At 69.1% G+C, this 18,129-nt stretch carries 15 protein-coding genes; 9 read left to right on the top strand and 6 right to left on the bottom strand.

Annotated elements, in window-relative coordinates; genetic code table 11:
• From B140_RS0101825 to B140_RS0101835, 3 genes are all read left to right on the top strand, one after another.
• Positions 1–1,521, top strand: a complete 1,521-nt coding sequence (locus B140_RS0101825; RefSeq protein WP_018117644.1) for an ATP-binding cassette domain-containing protein — start codon at positions 1–3, stop codon at positions 1,519–1,521.
• Positions 1,522–1,621: 100 nt separating this feature from the next.
• Entirely contained in the window at positions 1,622–2,899 is a 1,278-nt protein-coding gene (locus B140_RS0101830) for an alpha-hydroxy acid oxidase (protein ID WP_018117645.1), read from the top strand.
• A gap of 365 nt (positions 2,900–3,264) precedes the next feature.
• The gene (locus B140_RS0101835) at positions 3,265–4,173 is read left to right on the top strand and encodes a ribokinase (protein WP_018117646.1); all 909 of its coding nucleotides are present in this window, start codon (positions 3,265–3,267) and stop codon (positions 4,171–4,173) included.
• 1 nt (position 4,174) lies between these two features.
• Here B140_RS0101835 and B140_RS0101840 read toward each other — a convergent pair whose 3' ends face one another.
• Positions 4,175–5,437 carry an ATP-binding protein gene (locus B140_RS0101840; RefSeq protein WP_169332513.1) on the bottom strand — a complete coding sequence of 421 codons (1,263 nt, stop codon included), beginning with the start codon at positions 5,435–5,437 and terminating at the stop codon, positions 4,175–4,177.
• Between the two features lie 291 nt (positions 5,438–5,728).
• Between B140_RS0101840 and B140_RS0101845 the strand changes: the two genes are divergently transcribed.
• The gene (locus B140_RS0101845; RefSeq protein WP_018117648.1) at positions 5,729–7,270 is read left to right on the top strand and encodes a metallophosphoesterase family protein; all 1,542 of its coding nucleotides are present in this window, start codon (positions 5,729–5,731) and stop codon (positions 7,268–7,270) included.
• A 5-nt stretch (positions 7,271–7,275) separates the two neighbouring features.
• On the opposite strand, the gene B140_RS13660 is transcribed toward B140_RS0101845, so the two are convergent.
• From B140_RS13660 to B140_RS0101860, 4 genes are all read right to left on the bottom strand, one after another.
• Positions 7,276–8,085 (bottom strand): hypothetical protein, encoded by an 810-nt coding sequence (locus B140_RS13660; RefSeq protein WP_156801601.1) that lies wholly within the window; start codon positions 8,083–8,085, stop codon positions 7,276–7,278.
• A 55-nt stretch (positions 8,086–8,140) separates the two neighbouring features.
• A complete protein-coding gene (uriH, locus tag B140_RS0101850; protein WP_018117649.1) occupies positions 8,141–9,082 on the bottom strand; it encodes a uridine-preferring nucleoside hydrolase UriH in 942 nt (313 codons plus the stop codon).
• A gap of 9 nt (positions 9,083–9,091) precedes the next feature.
• A complete protein-coding gene (locus tag B140_RS14110; RefSeq protein WP_169332514.1) occupies positions 9,092–9,232 on the bottom strand; it encodes a hypothetical protein in 141 nt (46 codons plus the stop codon).
• 75 nt (positions 9,233–9,307) lie between these two features.
• The gene (locus tag B140_RS0101860) at positions 9,308–10,732 is read right to left on the bottom strand and encodes a YeeE/YedE thiosulfate transporter family protein (RefSeq protein WP_018117651.1); all 1,425 of its coding nucleotides are present in this window, start codon (positions 10,730–10,732) and stop codon (positions 9,308–9,310) included.
• A 124-nt stretch (positions 10,733–10,856) separates the two neighbouring features.
• On the opposite strand from B140_RS0101860, the gene B140_RS0101865 reads away from it, so the two are divergent.
• From B140_RS0101865 to B140_RS11635, 5 genes are all read left to right on the top strand, one after another.
• Positions 10,857–12,320, top strand: a complete 1,464-nt coding sequence (locus tag B140_RS0101865) for a hypothetical protein (protein ID WP_018117652.1) — start codon at positions 10,857–10,859, stop codon at positions 12,318–12,320.
• A gap of 71 nt (positions 12,321–12,391) precedes the next feature.
• Positions 12,392–13,579: a heparan-alpha-glucosaminide N-acetyltransferase domain-containing protein gene (locus B140_RS0101870; RefSeq protein ID WP_018117653.1), complete on the top strand. Its 1,188-nt coding sequence runs from the start codon at positions 12,392–12,394 to the stop codon at positions 13,577–13,579.
• Between the two features lie 150 nt (positions 13,580–13,729).
• The gene (locus B140_RS0101875) at positions 13,730–14,809 is read left to right on the top strand and encodes a PTS sugar transporter subunit IIC (protein WP_018117654.1); all 1,080 of its coding nucleotides are present in this window, start codon (positions 13,730–13,732) and stop codon (positions 14,807–14,809) included.
• A 164-nt stretch (positions 14,810–14,973) separates the two neighbouring features.
• Positions 14,974–16,077, top strand: coding sequence for an ATP-binding protein (locus B140_RS0101880; protein WP_018117655.1), 1,104 nt, complete (start codon positions 14,974–14,976; stop codon positions 16,075–16,077).
• 153 nt (positions 16,078–16,230) lie between these two features.
• On the top strand, positions 16,231–16,626 hold the full coding sequence (locus B140_RS11635) for a Panacea domain-containing protein (protein WP_244874365.1): 396 nt from the start codon (positions 16,231–16,233) through the stop codon (positions 16,624–16,626).
• A 119-nt stretch (positions 16,627–16,745) separates the two neighbouring features.
• Here the strand turns inward: B140_RS11635 and B140_RS0101890 are convergent, their stop codons facing one another.
• Positions 16,746–18,071: an FAD-binding oxidoreductase gene (locus B140_RS0101890; RefSeq protein WP_018117656.1), complete on the bottom strand. Its 1,326-nt coding sequence runs from the start codon at positions 18,069–18,071 to the stop codon at positions 16,746–16,748.
• Between the last annotated feature and the right edge of the window lie 58 nt (positions 18,072–18,129).

An 18,129-nucleotide genomic window follows, 5' to 3' on the forward strand; every position in this document is an offset into this window, starting at 1 on the left:
GTGACCGACAACGCCGCCGCGCTGCGCGTGGACAACCTCACCGTCGCCGGGCTCGTGCACGACGTGTGCTTCACGCTGCGCTCCGGGGAAACCCTGGGGCTCATCGGGGAGTCCGGCTCCGGGAAGTCCCTCACCGCCCTGGCCCTCATGGCCCTGTGCCCCCTGCCGGTGCGCGGCAGCATCCGCCTGGGTCAGGAGGAGCTGGTGGGGATGCCGGAGCGCCGCGCGCGCCGCCTGCGCGGCAGCCGCATAGCGATGGTGTTCCAGGAGCCCATGACGGCGCTCGACCCCCTCATGACCGTGGGCAACCAGCTGGGCAAGGCCATGCCCGGGCTGGACCGCCGCCGGGCCCAAAGCCGCGCCGCCGAGCTGTTCTCAGACGTCGGGCTTTCCCCGGAGCACCTGCGCGCCTACCCCCACCAGCTCTCCGGGGGACAGCGCCAGCGCGTGCTCATCGCCATGGCGCTGGCCCAGGACCCGGAGGTGCTCGTCTGCGACGAGCCCACCACCGCGCTCGACGCCACCGTGCAGCGCCAGATCGTCGAGGTCATCCGCGCGGTGACCGCGCGGCGCGGCATCTCCGTGATCTTCATCAGCCACGACGTCTCCCTGGTCGCCTCGCTGTGCCAGCGGCTGCTGGTGATGGACTCGGGCCGCATCGTGGAATCCGGGACCGCCCAGGAGGTGCTGGGCAGCCCCCGGCACCCGCGCACCCGCGCGCTGATAGCGGCCACGCGGCTGCCCGCGCTTGCCCGCCGCAACGGGGCCGACCACGGTGACCACAGTGACCACGGTGACCACAGCGGCGTCGAGAGCCCGGCGGTGGAGGTGCGCGGCCTCACGCGCACCTTCCGCTCCTCCGGGCGCACGGTGCGGGCCCTGCGCGGGATCGACCTCACCGTGCCGCGCGGCGCCCGGCTGGGCATCGTGGGCGGCTCGGGCTCCGGCAAGACCACCCTGCTGCGGGTCCTGGCCGGCCTGGAGCAGGCGGACTCCGGCGAGGCGCGGCTGCACGGGCGCGCCCACATGGTGTTCCAGGACCCCTTCTCCTCCTTCAACCCCCGGATGCGGGTGGGGGCGGCCATCACCGAGGCGCTGCCGCGCACAGGCCGAGGCCACCGCCGCGAGCGCGCCGCCGAGCTCATGGAGAAGGTGGGGCTGGACCCCTCGGCGGCCCGCCGCCTGCCCCACGAGTTCTCCGGCGGGCAGCGCCAGCGGCTCTCGCTGGCCCGGGCGCTGTCCACCCAACCCGAGGTGCTGCTGGCCGACGAGGCGGTCTCCGCCCTCGACGTCACGGTGCGCGCGCGCATCCTGGACCTGCTCGACGAGGTGGTCACCCCGGACCGCAGCCTCGTCTTTGTCACCCACGACCTCGCCGTGGTGCGCCGGTTGTGCACCGAGGTGGCGGTGATGCGCGCGGGGAGGATCGTGGAGCACGGTCCCGTGGAGCGGGTGTGGGAGGACCCCCAGGACCCCTACACCCGGGAGCTTCTTTCTGCGGTGCCGCCACCCCTCGGGTAGTGTGTGATAGTTCACGTCAAGCGCGTATGCCTTAGCGCTCGGGCACTGGGATAAACTTACGTGGAGAAGATTATTTCCAACAAGGAGTGCCGCCGTAATCATGGCAAAAATCCCACGCCAAGTACCCAATCCCACCGAGATCTTTGATCTGCTGAAGTTCAAGACGCCCGACCTGAACCTCAAGCGCGCGCGGCTGAGCAAGGCCCAGACGATCGACGACCTGCGCGCCATCGCCAAGCGCCGCACCCCCGCCGCCGCCTTCGACTACACCGACGGCGCCGCGGACGACGAGATCTCCATGAACCGCGCCCGCCAGGCGTTCAAGGACGTGGAGTTCCACCCCTCCATCCTCAAGGACGTCTCCCACCTGGACACCTCCTGCGAGATCTTCGGCGGCCCCTCCTCCCTGCCCTTCGGCATCGCCCCCACGGGCTTTACCCGCCTCATGCAGACCGAGGGCGAGGTGGCCGGGGCCAGCGCCGCGGGCCGCGCGGGCATCCCCTTCGCCCTGTCCACCCTGGGCACCACGTCCATCGAGGACGTGAAGAAGGCCAACCCGCACGGGCGCAACATGTTCCAGCTCTACGTGATGCGGGACCGCTCCATCTCCTACGGGCTGGTGGAGCGCGCCGCCAAGGCGGGCTTTGACACCCTCTTCTTCACCGTGGACACCCCGGTGGCCGGCGCCCGCCTGCGCGACGCCCGCAACGGCTTCTCCATCCCCCCGCAGATCTCCCTGGGCACCGTGCTCAACGCCATCCCGCGCCCCTGGTGGTGGTGGGACTTCCTGACCACCCCGCCGCTGGAGTTCGCCTCCCTGACCACCACCGGCGGCACCGTGGGCGAGCTGCTCAACAACGCGATGGACCCCACCATCAAGTTCGACGACCTCGACGAGATCCGCGCCCTGTGGCCCGGCAAGCTCGTGGTCAAGGGCGTGCAGAACCTCGAGGACTCCAAGAAGCTCGCGGACCTGGGCGTGGACGGCATCATCCTGTCCAACCACGGCGGCCGCCAGCTCGACCGCGCCCCCGTGCCCTTCCACCTCCTGCCCGAGGTGGTGCGCGAGGTGGGCAAGGACCTCGACGTGGCGATGGACACCGGCATCATGCACGGCGCGGACATCGTGGCGGCCCTGGCGATGGGCGCGAAGTTCACCTTCATCGGTCGCGCCTACCTCTACGGCCTCATGGCCGGCGGCGAGGCGGGCGTGGACCGCACCATCGAGATCCTGGCCGGGCAGGTGCGCCGCACCATGCAGCTCCTCCAGGTGGCCTCGGTGGACGAGCTGGGCCCGGAGCACGTGACGCAGCTCAACCGCCTGAACCCGCGTCAGATCGACTTTGACGTCCGCGAGGATCGCGGCGGCTTCGTCTAAGAAGCGCCGAGGGTTACGCGCTGGTGGGCACCGAGGTGCCCACCAGTTTTTTATGCCTCCGGGGGCGTTGAGGCCGCGCGGCGGTGGGGCGGGCGGGTGGCGTCGGCTGGTGCGGCCGGGCGGGAGTGACGGGGCGACGCCATGGTGTGGCGGGAGTGATTCCCCCGCGTCACGCCGAGGCATGAAAAGACGCTTTCATTCCGCTGTGGGGCCGGTGTGCATCACTCTGGCCCCAGCACGGCATCGCGCGATAGCCTCATTCCACGGTGTTACCCGTGGGAACCACACCAGCCCCAGCGCGGCGGGGACAACTCCCCCACCGGCTAGGCTGTGCATTATCCGCCCATCCGAAGGGAGAACCGCCCATGCCCAACCGGGTCGTCGTCGTCGGCTCCATCAACGCCGACCTCACCGTTCACGTCCACCGCCACCCCCGGCCCGGGGAGACCCTGCCCGGCAGCGGCGGGGCGATCTCCGCAGGGGGCAAGGGCGCGAACCAGGCCGTGGCCGCCGCGCTCCAGGGCGCGGAGGTGGCGCTCATCGGCGCGGTGGGGCGCGACCCCTACGCAGCCCCCGCCACCGAGCGCCTGCGCAGCAGCGGGGTGGACTGCTCCGGGGTGGCCGAGGTGGACGGCCCCACGGGCCTGGCCGTGATCACCGTCTCCCGCGACGGTGAGAACTCCATCATCGTGGTGCCCGGTGCCAACGCCTCGGTGACCGGGGAGTACGTGGAACGCCACGCCGACGCCCTGCGCGAGGCCGCCGTGATCCTGCTTCAGGGCGAGATTCCCGCCGAGGGCTTCGCCCGCGCCGTGGCAGGCGCCGGGCCGTGCACCCGGGTGGTCGTTAACCTCGCCCCCGTGGTGCCCGTGCCCAGGGAGGCGCTGCTGCGCGCCGATCCCCTCATGGCCAACGAGCACGAGGCCGGGCTGATCCTCGACCAGCTCGGGCACCCGCTGGACTCCGACGCCCCCGAGGACCTCGCCCGCGCCCTGATCGCGGAGGGCTTTGCCTCCGTGGTGCTCACGCTGGGCAAGCGCGGCGCCCTGGTGGCCCGGGGCGAGGAGGTCACCCCGATCCCCACCCCCACGATCACGCCCGTGGATACCACCGGCGCGGGCGACGCCTTCGCCGGTGCCTGCGCGGCCCGGCTGGCCGAGGGGGCGTCGCTCATCGACGCCGCCCGCCACGCCGCGCGCGTGGGAGCCTACGCCGCCACGGGGCACGGCGCGCAGGCATCCTACCCCGGGTTGGGGGACGAGCTGCCGAGGTAGCCTACGGCCGCAGGCACGCCAGGGGGATCACGTACACGCCGTCGGGGCGTCGATAAGCGGCCCGGCCACCGGTGACCACGGCCAGAAAGGAGGGCGCACCCATGCGCGCGCTGTCCACTCTGTTGGCTAGCTTGTTCAGGTTCGCCGCGGCCTCGTCCACCTGGCGTTCCCCGAGCTTGATCTCTATTGGCGCCCAGCTACCGTCCGCGAGCACGAGCACCGCGTCCGCCTCCAGGCCGGTCTTGTCCCGGTAGTGCAGGAGCGTTCCGTCGATCGCCTCGGCGTACACGCGCAGGTCGCGCACGCACAGGGACTCGAAGAGGAGCCCGTAGGCCTCCATGTCTCGCAACAGGTCCGCAGGGTTGGCGCGCATCAGGGCAGTTCCCACCGAGGGGTCCACGAAATGCCTGGTGGGACTGGTACGCACCACCGTCTTGGAACGCAACGCCGGGTTCCACGCCTCAACCTCGTCGGTGATATACGCGCGAGCCAGGGCGTCAAGGTAATCACTCACGGTATTGGGCGACATCGCCTCGTCGTTGACGGCCAGGTCCGCCGCTATGGTCGCCTGCGACGCCTGCGTGGATACGTGGCGCGCATACGAGCGCATGAGGGCACGCATCCGCGTGGCGTTGCGGTTGACCCCATCGACGCGAGAAATATCCGATTCAATGAGCCCATCCACGTATGCCTGGGCAAGCCGCGCCCCTTGATCGTGCGCCGAGGCGATCCCCGCGGGCCACCCGCCCCGGCACAGGACATGTGCTAAGTCCTCCACGTCCAGGGTGGAGATGCCGCCTATGCCCTCACCGGGGTCCGAAAAAAGATCACCGAGCGAGACGTCCCCGCTGGATTCCCGCGACTCGTGCAGCGTCATGGGGCGCATCACCAGGCTCGTGATCCGCCCGACCCCAGAGTGCGCCGGGGTGACGGTCGGCGTGCTCGATCCGGTGAGAATGAACTGCCCGGGCTCGCCCCTGCGGTCCACGGCAAAGCGAACGGCGTCCCACAGCCGAGGCGCCATCTGCCACTCGTCAATGAGCCTGGGCACCTCCCCCTCCAAAAGCTTGGAGGGCTTCGCCTCCGCCAAGGCCAGATACGAGGCCGAATAGTCGGGGTCTTGCAGATACATCACGCTGCCCGCCTGCTGCAGCGCCGTGGCCGTCTTGCCGCACCACTTGGGCCCCTTGATCTGTACCGCCCCGCTCTCCGCCAGGGCGCGCGCCAGCCTCGCGTCGGCGATTCTAGGCAGATAGTGAGCCACCACGGCACTACCCCTTCCCTACCTCGTTTTCCCAGTTGAGGATAGCACACTGAGTGATATGGCCGGTTTTTATTGCGTCATATGGCTCGTTTTTATTGCGTCATATGGCTCGTTTTTATTGAGTGATATGGCCGGTTTCCGTTGAGGCATATGGCCGCCCGCGTTTACCCGGTGTTCCGCCAACGCTCATCTCCGCTCCTCCCTCCGTTCATCGGGGCGTCGCGCACGGCTGCGATAATGCGGGCCGTCCCCGCACCGCGACCGTTAAGCACCGCCCCCGGAGGTTTTCCCGTGAAGCGCCGTACCGTCCTCAAGGCCGCCGCCGCGTCCGGTCTGCTGCCCCTGCTCGGCCGCGCCGCGCCCGCCGTGTCCGCACCCGCCGGGGAGGCCGCGCGGCCCCGCCCGCACCTGCTGTTCTGGGAGGGCTTCGACGCCGTGCCCAACCCCGCCGCCTTTACCCACCGACTCCCCGAGGGGTGGACGAGCGCGGTAGAGGGCGTGACCTCCGGGGAAAAGCGCTGGGAGGGCTGGACCCTGACCACCATCCGCGACTGGGCCTGGGCCTGCGGCACGGACAAGCGGCACTGGTTCACGCGCGGGCACCGGCAGGTGGCCATCGTGGAGTCCCGGCAGCAGCGCCTCAACGCCACGGACTCGATGGACGCCCGCCTCCTCTCCCCGGAGATCGCCGTATCCGGGCACACCGCGGTGGTGGTGGAGTTCGACTCCCACTACCGCCAGGGCAGGCCCGGGCAGCGCGCGGCGGTCACCGCGGAGATCGACGGCCGCGAGCGCGAGATCCTGCGCCTGGAATCGGATCGCTTCTCCTCCCGCGAGTCCCTGACCGTGGAGCTGCCCGCCGGGGCAACCACCCTGCGCCTGGGATTTCGCTACCTCGGCGGCAACGATGACTGGTTCTGGGCCATCGACAACGTCGCGGTCACCGTCCCCCTGCCCGAGCCAGCGGGCCCTCCCCTGGCGATCGTAGACGTGCTTTCCGACGTCCAGGGGGACATCGAGGGCTACGAGGACGCCGTGCGCCAGCTCAACGCCATGCCTGAGCCCGCGCACGCGCTGGTCATCAACGGCGACGCCGTGGACAACGGCAGCGCGCGCCTGTGGGAGGAGTTCTCCGCCGCCTCCGCACGCACCCCGCACGCTTCCGGGCGCACGATCATGACGGCGGGCAACCACGAGATGTACGGCGACGAGGGCTCCGAGGCCTACATCCGCCGGTTCCTCGAGCGCTCCGGCAACCGGGAACTCTGGGGCGAGACCCTGGTGGCGGGCGTTCCCCTGCTCACCCTCAACTCGGAGTATTACTCCGACGTGGACCGCGACGGCAAGGAGCCCTTCGTGCGCATGTCCCCCGAGCAGCTCGCCTGGCTCGACGAGCGCCTGGCCCACTGGGCCGCGCGCGATACCCCCGTGCTGCTGTTTGCGCATTACCTGCTGCCCAACACCGTGTCCATGTCCCACAGCGCCTGGTATCAGAACGACTACGAGGACATCGAGGCCCTCTCCGAGGTGCTGGGCCGCTACACCCACCAGGTAATGTTCACCTCCCACAGCCACACCTCGCTGCTGCACCAGCACGACTGGTGGGGCGTGCGCCGCTACGCCGGCACCGGGGAGGCCGGGGAGAGAGGGTTTCCGGTGGTCAACACCGGGGCCATCCTCAACGCCTACATGCCCGAGGGCGACCACGACGAGACGATCCTCGACGGCCCGGCGGCCTCCGGGCTGCGGGTGCGCGTGTACGAGGACCGCGTGCGGGTGGAGGCCTGGGACTTTGTGGGGAAGAAGCGGGTGAGGGTGCGGGATTTCCAATAGGAAAATTAGGAAAATAACCTATCGACGATAGTATCAAACGTTCCTTTTCCGTTCTGAAAATCTAGCGACCCCTTAGTAAAACGAACAGCCCGTGATGGCGTATACCTAATAAAATTAGAAACTTCCCCAAAAATATCATTCAAGGAACGGACATTGCAGAACCAGTGCTCTACAGGACGAACAACCACAATAGATGCTTCCCCTCGCTCCGCCTTCTCAACAGCCTTAGCAGCAAGATCAAACTGCCACTCCTGACTAGGGATAATATCCGCCTTGCATTTCTTTTGAGAATCCCTACACTCCCCATCCCCCTTAAGACGACCATGAGAGGCCTTCGAGCGGTACGGAAAGAGATCGATATGCATGATATTTTTATAGAAAATATCCAAAACCTCCCGCTGTCGACCTTCACCCAAATCATCAAAAGATCTAACCCCAGGGAAAATTCCAGAAATTCCCGCATTTATAATCTGATTATAAACCCTCTTAGCCCACATTCCCCCGGGAAGGTCTACCGTTTCTGGAGTAAAGTAATAAAAACCTCCATCACGCCCTCCCGAATGAATACACTTTTCATACTCATTCAAGAATGCAGGGGATTCAAGTATGGCCTTATCCTCTTCAGAAAAGCCCGGATTACACAATAAAACTATCAGCTTAGACGTATTAATGTTGCCAATAAAAGGTTCCGGAGGAAGATCCAACTGAAGTCGGGTATCCTTACCTTTCCACAGATTCTTAAGGTCAACACATTCGTCAGCTTCTGAGATAAAGACCTTCTCCTTTAGAGAAATATTACCCCAGGGATTATCCATAGTTTTACTACCTACTCTCACAAGGAATCAAGATTACCCCTCCCCCGAGATATAGCTAGTCAAGCCCCTCCACCGCCTGCACCACGAGATCCCAGAACCGCCCGTGGTCGAGCTTCACCGCCACCGAGGTCGTGCACCCCGGGGGCGCGGGCGCCCTGAAATCCGCCACCGTCATACCCGTGGTCAGCGCCCCGTGCAGCTCCACGTCCAGGGGAACCCGCACTGTGCTCACCACCGAGGGGTCGATGAGGTAGGCGACGGTGCAGGGGTCGTGCACCGGGGGGTCGTCGAAGCCCTGGGCCTGCCGGTAGGCCTCGCGGAAGAAGCCGCACAGCCCCACCACGAAGTCCCCCGCCCGGGTGCCCAGCGCGGCAAAGCGCGCCTCGACCTCGCGGGTGGCCAGGGCCTGGTGGGTGAGGTCGAGGCCCACCATCACCAGGGGCCAGGGCTCGTGGAACACGATGTGCGCGGCCTCGGGGTCCACGGAGATGTTGAACTCCGCCGTGGCGGTCTTGTTGCCTTCGTGGTAGCCGCCGCCCATGAGCACCACCTCGCGCACGCGCTCGGCGATGCGCGGCTCCTTGCGCACGGCCAGGGCGATGTTGGTCAGCGGGCCGGTGGGGACCAGGGTGACCTCGCCGGGCTCGTGCGCCATCACGGTGTCGATGATGTAGTCCACCGCGTGCCCGGGGGACACCTCCACGGCGGGGTCGGGCAGGTCAAAGCCGTGGATCTCCATGCCGGAGTCCCCGTGGACGTCGGCGGCCACCTCCACCGGGCGCACCAGGGGTCGGGTGCACCCGGCGTGCAGGGGGACGTCGGTCAGCCCGGCGATGGTCATCACCTGCCGGGCGTTGTGGGTGACCTTGCCGAGGGTCTGGTTGCCGCCCACGGTGGTGATGCCCAGCAGGTCGATCTCGGGGCTGCCCGCGGCCAGCAGGATGGCCACGGCGTCGTCGTGGCCGGGGTCGCAGTCCAGGATGATCTTTCGCGCCATCGGGCTCCCCTAGCTGGAGTAGATGCGTGGCAGCAGGGAAAGATCCAGCAGGTGCTCCTCGGGCACCTCGAAGATCCCCATCATCTGGTCAAACTCGTGGGCTTCCGCGCCGGAGAGCAGCACCTGCTCCCGATCCATCCAGGGCTCCATAGTCCAGAGTGTAACCCACATGCCCGGCGCGCCACCTCCCCACGCCGGGGTCGTACCCCCGAGGTCGCCCGCCCGCTACGCGCCCTTGCGCACGGTGATGCTCCACCCGGCCTCGCCGCGCTCGGTAAACTCCACCACCTCGTGGCCGTCCTCGGCCGCCCAGCGCGGTATGGAGTCCGTGGCCTGGGTGCAGTCGAAGTCGATCACCAGCTCCTCCCCCGGCGCGAGCCGCCTCATGGCCTCCTTGGCCTCGATGAGGGGGAAGGGGCACACGGCGCCGAAGGTGTCCAGGCGGTAGCGCCCCGGCGCGAGCGTGGCCACCCCGCCGCCCGGCTGGTCACGCCGCTCCGGGACCGCGCCGCCCAGGGAGATCAGCCCTCCGACGGAGGGCACGGCGGGCAGGACCGACGCCGCCCCCGCCACGGCCCCCTCCCCACGGGCCTGCGCCGCGGGCTCTCCGGGCTCCCCGGGCCGCACGGGCCGCACAGACTCCTGCCCCGCGAGGCGCGGGGCGGCGGGCCGCAGCCACAGGCGCGTGCCCAGCCCCACCCCCAGGGCGATGAACAGCAGGGCCAGCCAGCCCTGGTAGGTGAACAGGGAGGTCTGCACCATGCCGTTGCCCACGGTGCAACCCCCGGCGAGCGAGGCCCCCACGCCCATGGCCAGGCCGCCGAGCACCGCGCGGCAGGCGGTGGTGGCGTCGGGCACGCGCACGCGGAACTCCCCGGTGGCCTTGGCCGCCGCGAAGGCGCCGAGGAACAGCCCGAGCACGAGCATGACGCCCCAGTCCACGCGCTCGGTGTCGCCGGTGACAAGGTAGCGCAGCACGTTGGAGGAGGGGGTGGTGATCCCCAGGCCGTCGTTGCGGCCGGTGGCGGCGGAGAGCGGCCAGGCCAGCACCCCGAGCAGGCCGACGATCACGGCGGCGGCGTACAGGTGCAGCGGGCGCCGCCAGGGCTGGCGGCGCAGCGTGGCCACCGGCTTCTCGGCGGCGAGGTAGCGGCGCGCCAGCGCGGCGGTGAGCCCGCCGAGGGCCAGGGCGAACCACCAGGGAGAGACGCCGAGGCTCTGTGGGAGGCTGCGCAGGGGCAGCGTGGGCGCGTGGAGGGCGTCGTTGAGGCCGCGCAGGGCCCCGCTTTTCATCGCGGCGGCGGACAGGGCGTAGGTGCCCAGGGCGATCCACGATCCCACCAGCCCCTCGGCCGAGCGGTACCAGGTGCCGGAGGCGCAGCCGCCGGCCAGCACGATGCCCAGGCCGAAGAGCACGCCGCCCACGACCACGGCCACCGGGGCGAGGTCGCTGTATTCCGGGGCGATGATCCCCGCGCTGGTCAGCGCCGCCAGGCCCACGGCGTGCACGGAGATCACGATGAGCAGGGCGGTGAAGCCGCGCCAGGAGCGCTGGAGGAAGATGTCGCGCAGCATGCCCGTCACGCAGAAGCGCCCGCGCTGCATCACGGCGCCGAGCGCTGCCCCGAGGGCGAGTCCGGTAAGGATCATGGCGGCCTTTCATGCCGAGGTGGGTACGGATTCACCACAGTATAGACGTACCTGTCTAGAACTCATATACAACCCTGTTTCTACACCGGGTGCCGCTCCCGAGGAGATGCGTTAGCCTGGCGGCATGCCGGGATCAATACTGAGCAAGGGACTCTCCGCTTCCGCCGTCGCCGCCACGCTCGTGGGCGTCGGCGCCGGGATGGCCGTGTGGAACGCCCAGGACGCCCCCGTGCCCGGCCACCAGCTCACCGCCTCGCGCGAGCAGCTCGATCCCCACGCGGGCGTGCCCGTGGAGATCGACGACCCGCAGGACGTGCTCAGCGCTGAGGACGAGGCCCGCATGCGCCGCGACGCCGAGCGCCTGGAGATGCCAGGCGTGGTCACCGGCCTGTACTACGTGGTGTTCGAGGAAAACGAGGACAACGTGCTGGACTCCCTCGAGGAACACGTGCGCGAGCACCGCCCGGGCCTCATCGCCCCGGACGACGACCACTACTCCGACGGCGCGCTGATCGTGGGCGTGGGGCTCGACCCCCGGAACGCCTTTGTGGGCTGCGGCAACGACGTGTGCGACGCGCTGCACCTGTGGAGGGGCACCGCGCTCGACGCCGCGCTGGACGCCATGAAGCCCGGCGTCAAGGACGGCGACATCCCGGCGGGCCTGCTCAGCGCCACCCGCACCGCCACGGACATCCCGGCGCTCAAGCGGCGCCTGTACGACGACGCCGTGAGCGACCGCACCGCCGCCGGTATCGGCGCGGGAGTGGGCGCCGGAGCGGTGACCGGGGGCGTGGGCGGTTCCCTCACCCTCGTGCGGCACGGCCGCAGGAAGAAGGCCGCGCAGGCCCGCGCGGACCTCGACCTCGTACTGAATAACTACGGAAAGATCGCCGGGCGCCTCCCCGACATCGACGTGCGCGCCCACTCCTTAAGCAGCCCCCTTGCCGACGATCACCTGCGCGGCCAGTGGACGCGGGTGCGCGATCGCTTCCTCGCTCTTAACGATCAGGTATCCGGCGCGCGCGGGCTCGGCTCCCTGGACACCGGCGACGACAAGGCCATGGCGGGCCAGCACGAGGCCCTCTCCCGGGCCGCCGCCACGATCACCCAGATAGAGACCGCCGAGGGCAACGTCAACCGCCTCTTTGACATCGAGCGCGGCGACGAGTCCGCCCGCCGGGCGGACGTGGAGAAGCTGCGGGCCGACGTGCGCGCGGCCGCGCTGGGCACCAGGAACGGGGAACTGAAGGCCGAACTGAGAGCCATTCAGCGGCGCGTGGAGGACCTTTCCGCGCGGGTGCTCGACGCGGACTTCCTGCCCTCCCTGGTGCGGGTGATCGAGGACTACCAGGCCACGCTGGAGGAGGTCAGGCGCCGGGAGCTCTCCGACGTCAAGGAGTACAAGAAGTTGCGCCGCCCCTCCCTCTACGAGCCGGACTACCGCTACAGCAACGTGGTGACCTACGTGATGCTGACGAACTGGCACAGCAGCAACGTGGAGGCGCACGAGGCCGCGCAGGCGCAGTCCTCCACCAACACCACGTACTCCTCCGGGTTCAGCGGCGGGGGCGGGTCCTCCAGCTTCTAGCACGGGGATACTGCCCTGCCTCTTGGGCGAGCACTGGCGGCGCGCGCCCATCCATGACACCCTGGTGCACCATGTCCACCAGCACCCCGCCCTCACCCACCCGCCCCCGCATCGACGGCTTCGACCTCGCCCGCGCCCTGGCGATCATCGGCATGATGACCTCTCACCTCGGCCCCGATCTCCCCTGGGTCAACGCCGCCAGCAACGGGTTCCCCTCCGCGCTCTTTGCCGTGCTCGCCGGGGTCTCGCTCTGCCTCATGCACGCCCGCGCCGACGCCGAGGGCGGACCGGCCCTCGCGCGCGCCCGGCACCGCACCCTGATCCGGGGCGTGATCCTCGTGGGCACGGGCATGGTGCTCTCCACCGCGCAGGCGATCATCGCCGTGGTGCTCGGCTCCATCGGGGCCATCTACCTGGTGTTGGGGCCGTGCACCCGGTGGCGCACCCGCTGGCTGCTGGCGGGCGCGGTGGCGCTGCCGCTCGCCGGGATCGCCCTGAGTTTTTATCTGCACCGGGGAGGCCCCATGGCCATGTCCCCGCTCCTGGAGGGCGCCTACCCCATCCTCAACTGGCTGGCCTACGGGCTCTTCGGCATGGTGCTGCTGCGCGCCTTCCGCGCCGGGGCCCGCGTCGCCACGGCGGTCACCCTCGCCGGGATCGCCGTGGGCGGGTACGCGCTGTGGCAGCGCCACCTCACCGGGGAGCTGGGACACGGGGAGAACCCCCTGGACGTGGTGTATTCCTACGGCTTCTCCGCCGGGGTGATCGGGCTGTGCCTGCTGCTCACCCGCCCGCGCGCGCTGAGCGCCGCACTCTACCCGCTGCGCAGCATGGGGATCATGGCGCTCACGGTGTACGCGGCCCACGTGCTCACCGCCGCGATCCCGCTGAACGGGTACCCCTTCCAGCACTCGGGGGCGGAGTCCGGGTACTCCCGGTCCGCCGAGGATCCCTTCCCCAACGTGGACTTTAAGGAGTTCCGATCCCGGATCTCCCAGGCCCAGGACTGGGAGGACTACATGAGCACGCAGACCGAGATGCTGTACCAGCCGATGAAGGAGAAGGCCGAGTCCGCCCCCGCCGCGCCGGAGACCGGCCACACGGGGTGGTGGCTGGGCTCCATCGCGGGGGCGCTGCTGTTCTGCTCGGCGTGGCGGGCCTGGAGGCCGCGCGGCCCCCTGGAGGAGGCGCTGCGCCGCGCGGCGTATCGGGGCAGCGGGGGCGGCGGCGCGGAGGCGTCGCGGCCTCGGACCGACTGACCCCGAGACCGCCGGGGGTCGTCGAGAGGCGGCGTCGATAAGCGGCATCGAGAGGCGGCATCCGGGCGGCCCGACCCTCCGCCTATGTGTGCGCGGGTCAAAAAGGTATCTTCAACAAATAGTCTTTCGTCGTCTTTCCCGAGGAGCATTGTGACCGAATCATCCCCCGCGCCTGCGCCCTACGCCACCTCCGCCGGTGATTTCACGCTCAAAGTGCTCAACGGCATCTCCATCGCCGTGGTGGTCTCCCTGGTGCCCCAGGCACTCCTGGGAGAGCTCTTCAAGGCCCTGCTGCCGGTGTTCCCCCAGGGGATCAACATCATCAACATGGTCAGCCTCACCGCGTCCATGATGCCGCTCATCATCGGCGTCATGGTGGCCATGCAGTTCAAGCTCACCCCCATTCAGACGGCCGCCGTGGGCATCGCCGCCATGCTGGGCTCCGGCGTGGCCGCCCCGGACCCCGAGGGCGGCTTCCACGTCCAGGGCACCGGGCTGGTCATCAACTCCGGCCTCACCGCCGCCATCGCGGTGGGCGTGGTGGCCCTCATCGGGCAGCGGCTGAAGAACTACACGATCCTCCTGCTCTCCATGATCGTGGTGCTCATCGCCGGCGGCATCGGCTCCATGGTCACCTACCCCGCCGTGAAGGTGCTCACCCAGTGGCTGGGCTCCGTGGTCAACGGCGCCACCGGGTTCCAGCCCGTCCTCATGGGGCTGGTGCTGGCCGTGTTCTTCTCCGTCATGATCGTCTCCCCCATCTCCACCGTGGGCATCGCCACCGCGATCTTCATGGAGGGGGTCTCCTCCGGCACCGCCAACCTGGGCGTGACCGCCGCCGGATTCGGCCTCATGATCGCCGGATGGAAGGTCAACGGCTTTGGCACCTCCATCCTGCACGTGCTCGGCTCGCCCAAGGTGCAGATGGCCAACCTGTGGTCCCGCCCCATCACCATGCTCCCCATGATCTGCACGGCGGCCATCGTGGGCGCGCTCGGCGGCCTGCTGGGCGTCTCCGGCACGCCGATCTCCGCCGGGTTCGGCGTGTCCGGGCTCATGGGCCCGCTGGCCGCCCTCAACTACGAGGGCTGGGGCTGGACCGCCACCAACCTGCTCATCGTGGGCGCGCTCTTCTTCGCGCTGCCGCTGGTGCTCTCCATCGCCTTTAGCAAGCTCTTCGAGAAGATCGGCTGGGTACGCCCGGAGAACTACAAGCTGGACTTCGAGTAGGCCGTGATCCGGCGGGCGGGGTGTCGCCGCACCCCGCCCTTTTTGTGCTTATCGACGGCCCCGGTGCCACGGGAAGTCGATACACTCAAGTTCGTACAGATCGTACAGCGGAAGGAAGTTCGTACAGGGTGCTATAGTTCGTACAGATCGTACAAGGAGCAGGCATGGCACCGCGTAATCCCTTCCGCCCCACCTTCGGCATCGTCCCCGAGGTCGTCGCCGGGCGCACCGGCACCGTGGCGCAGGTATCGCTGGCGCTCGACGAGGGCCCCGGCTCCCCGTACCGCTTCACCCTCATCAGCGGGGCACGCGGCTCCGGCAAGACCGTGCTGCTCAACCTCCTGGAAAAGGAATCCCGCGAGCGCGGCTGGACTCCCCTGCGCGTCACCGCCTCCACCGCGATGCTCGATAAGCTCCTTCACACGGACCTTCCCAAGCTGCTCGCCCAGGCCACCGACTCCCCGCACCGCACCCAGATCACCGGGGGCTCGCTCGCCGGACTCGGCTCCGTCACCGTGGAGCGCGCCCGGCGCTACCCGTATCAAGAATCCCTCCACAGCCTGCTGCGCGAGGCGGTGAGCCTCCTTGACTCCCGGGGCGGGGGCCTGTTCCTCTCGCTCGACGAGCTGCAATCGGCTTCCCCTGAGCACCTTCACGTCCTCACCGACGCCATCCAGGACCTGGTGCGCGACGAACTCCCCATCGCCCTCACCGTGGCCGGGCTTCCCTTCGAGATCGCGGAACTCCTCGACCACCCCGGAACCACCTTCCTGCGCCGCGCCGTACCCGTGCCGCTCACCGCGCTCTCCCGCGACGAGGTGGAGAGCACCCTGCGCGATACCGCCCTTCGCGGCAGCAAGCGCTTCGACGACGCCGCAGCCCGCCTTGCCGCCGAGGCCACCCAGGGCTACCCGTACCTGGTGCAGCTTCTCGGCTCGGTGGCGTGGGCCCTCGCCGGGGAGGAGATCACCGCCGAGACCATCGACGCCGCCCTCCCCCTGGTCAAGGACCGCATGGGGTTGCAGGTCCACGCCCCCGCGCTGCGCGGGATACCCGGGCGGGAGCTGGAATACCTGCTCCGCATGGCGCGGGGAACTCGCCCCACGCCTACCGGGGAGATCGCGGAAGCGATGGGCATACCTGCTAACCAGCAGTCCACCTATCGACGCCGCCTCATCGAGCGCGGGCTCATCGCTCCCGCCGGGTACGGGCGCGTGGACTTTGCGCTGCCCTATCTTGGCGAGTACCTGCGCGAGCGCGAGGCATAGGGAAAGACCATCGCCGCCACACGGGACTACTGCCCTAAAGTCCTAGACACCGTACCAAAGGGTGCGGTACCCTGAGCGGCAGCAGTGAAACAGCGCTGAGTAATCGGGGGAACGTACGTGAAGCATCCATCATCCTCATCGCAAGGAGCAGCCGTGGCGCACGTGAACGATGTGGCTCGATACATCCTCGAACGCAACGAGGGGCGCATGAGCACGATGAAGCTGCACAAGCTCGCCTACTACTCGCAAGCATGGAGCCTGGTCTGGGACGAGAAGCCACTCTTTCCCTCCCGAATCGAGGCCTGGGCCAACGGCCCCGTCACGCGCGATCTCTACGCTGCTCATCGCGGCCATTTCGACGCCACCGCGAGCATGTTCCCAGGCGACTCAGGGAACCTGAGCAGCGATGAGAAAGAGACCATCGACGCCGTCCTCCGCGCGTACGGCCACCTCTCCGGCAGCAGCTCAGCGACCTCTCCCACAGCGAGCGTCCGTGGCGGGAGGCCCGCACGCACGTTCCCGAGGGCGAGCCCTCCACGAACGAGGTAAGCCCCGAGGTCATGCAGGATTTCTACAGCGCCATGTACTCGTCCGACGCGGTATAGATATAACAACGGGCGGGAAACGGTGGACAAGCGCCACACGTAGGCGCGTAGCGGCACGCCCTCCTAGATCCCCCGCCCCGGGGAAAGAATGCCGCGCGGGTCCAGGACCGCCTTGATCGCGTGCTGGGCCGCGAGCGTGGCGGCGTCGTACTGGCGGTGCAGCTCGTGCTGCTTAAGCAGGCCGATCCCGTGCTCCCCGGAGATCACCCCGTCCAGCTCCACGGCGGCGGCCACGATGCGGTCCATCACCGCCTGCGCCTCCTCCCGACGCCCCGGCTCCACCTGCACCATCGGGTGCAGGTTGCCGTCGCCCGCGTGGGCCACGATCCGCACCGCGCGGCCGGACTCCTCCTCGATGCGGCCGATGGCCTCGATCATGGCGGGCAGGTTGGGCACCGGCACGCCCACGTCCCCCATCACCCACTCGCCGCGTGCCTGCATGGCGGGCAGCGCGAGGCGGCGGGCCTCCAGCAGGGCGTCGCCCTCGCCCGTCTCCGCCCGCGCGGCCCCGTTCTTCCGGCACAACTCGGCGGCCTCCGCCACAGACTCGGCCGCCTGCGGGCCCAGCGCCTGCCCGATGAGCAGCGCGGCCTGGGGCTGCGGCAGACCGCTGGGCCGGTACTGCTCCACCATGGCGGCGATGGGGGCGTCGATAAGCTCGAGCGTTTCCAGCCCCACGGAGCGCACGACGTCCACCACGGCGCGCCCGGCGTCCTGGATGGCGTCGAAGCCGGCCATGAACGTGTGCGCCGGCCCCTCGGGCGCGGGGGTGAGCCACACGGTGGCCTCGGTGATCACGCCGAGGGTGCCCTCGGATCCGACGAAGAGCTGGGTGAGGTTCAGGCCCGTGGAGTTCTTCACGGTGCGCGCGCCGGTGGTGATGACCTCGCCGGTGGCCAGCACCACCTTCAGCGCGGCCACGGCCTTGGCGGTGTCCCCGTGGGCGAGGCAGCGCAGGCCCCCGGCGTTGGTGGCGATGTTGCCGCCCACGGTGGAGATCTCGGCGCTGGCGGGGTCCGGGGCGAAGAAGAGCCCGTACCTGCGGGCCTCGGCGTCCAGGTCGGCGGTGAGTACCCCGGCCTCCACGGTGGCCAGGCGGGCCGGGACGTCGAGGTCGAGGATGCGATTCATCTCGTGCAGGGCCAGCACCAGACCGCCCTCGTAGGCCAGCGCCCCGCCGGAGACGCCGCTGCCGCCCGCGCGCACGGAGACCTTGACGCGGTGCTCGTGCGCCCAGCGCAGGGCGGCGGAGACGTCCTCGGTGGAACGCGCCACCGCAACGGCCCGGGGCAGGCCCTCCGGAGGCACCTGGGAGGCGTCGGTAAGAAAGGGCCGCATCTCCTGCTCGGCGGTGAGCACGCGGCCGTGGGGAAGGTTCAGGGAGGTCATTCCCCTAGTGTAGGAGCGCCCGCCCGACCGGGGAGGCGTTTCCAGGGAAAAGGTCTGT

The organism is Corynebacterium mastitidis DSM 44356 (assembly GCF_000375365.1).
GTDB lineage: Bacteria > Actinomycetota > Actinomycetes > Mycobacteriales > Mycobacteriaceae > Corynebacterium > Corynebacterium mastitidis.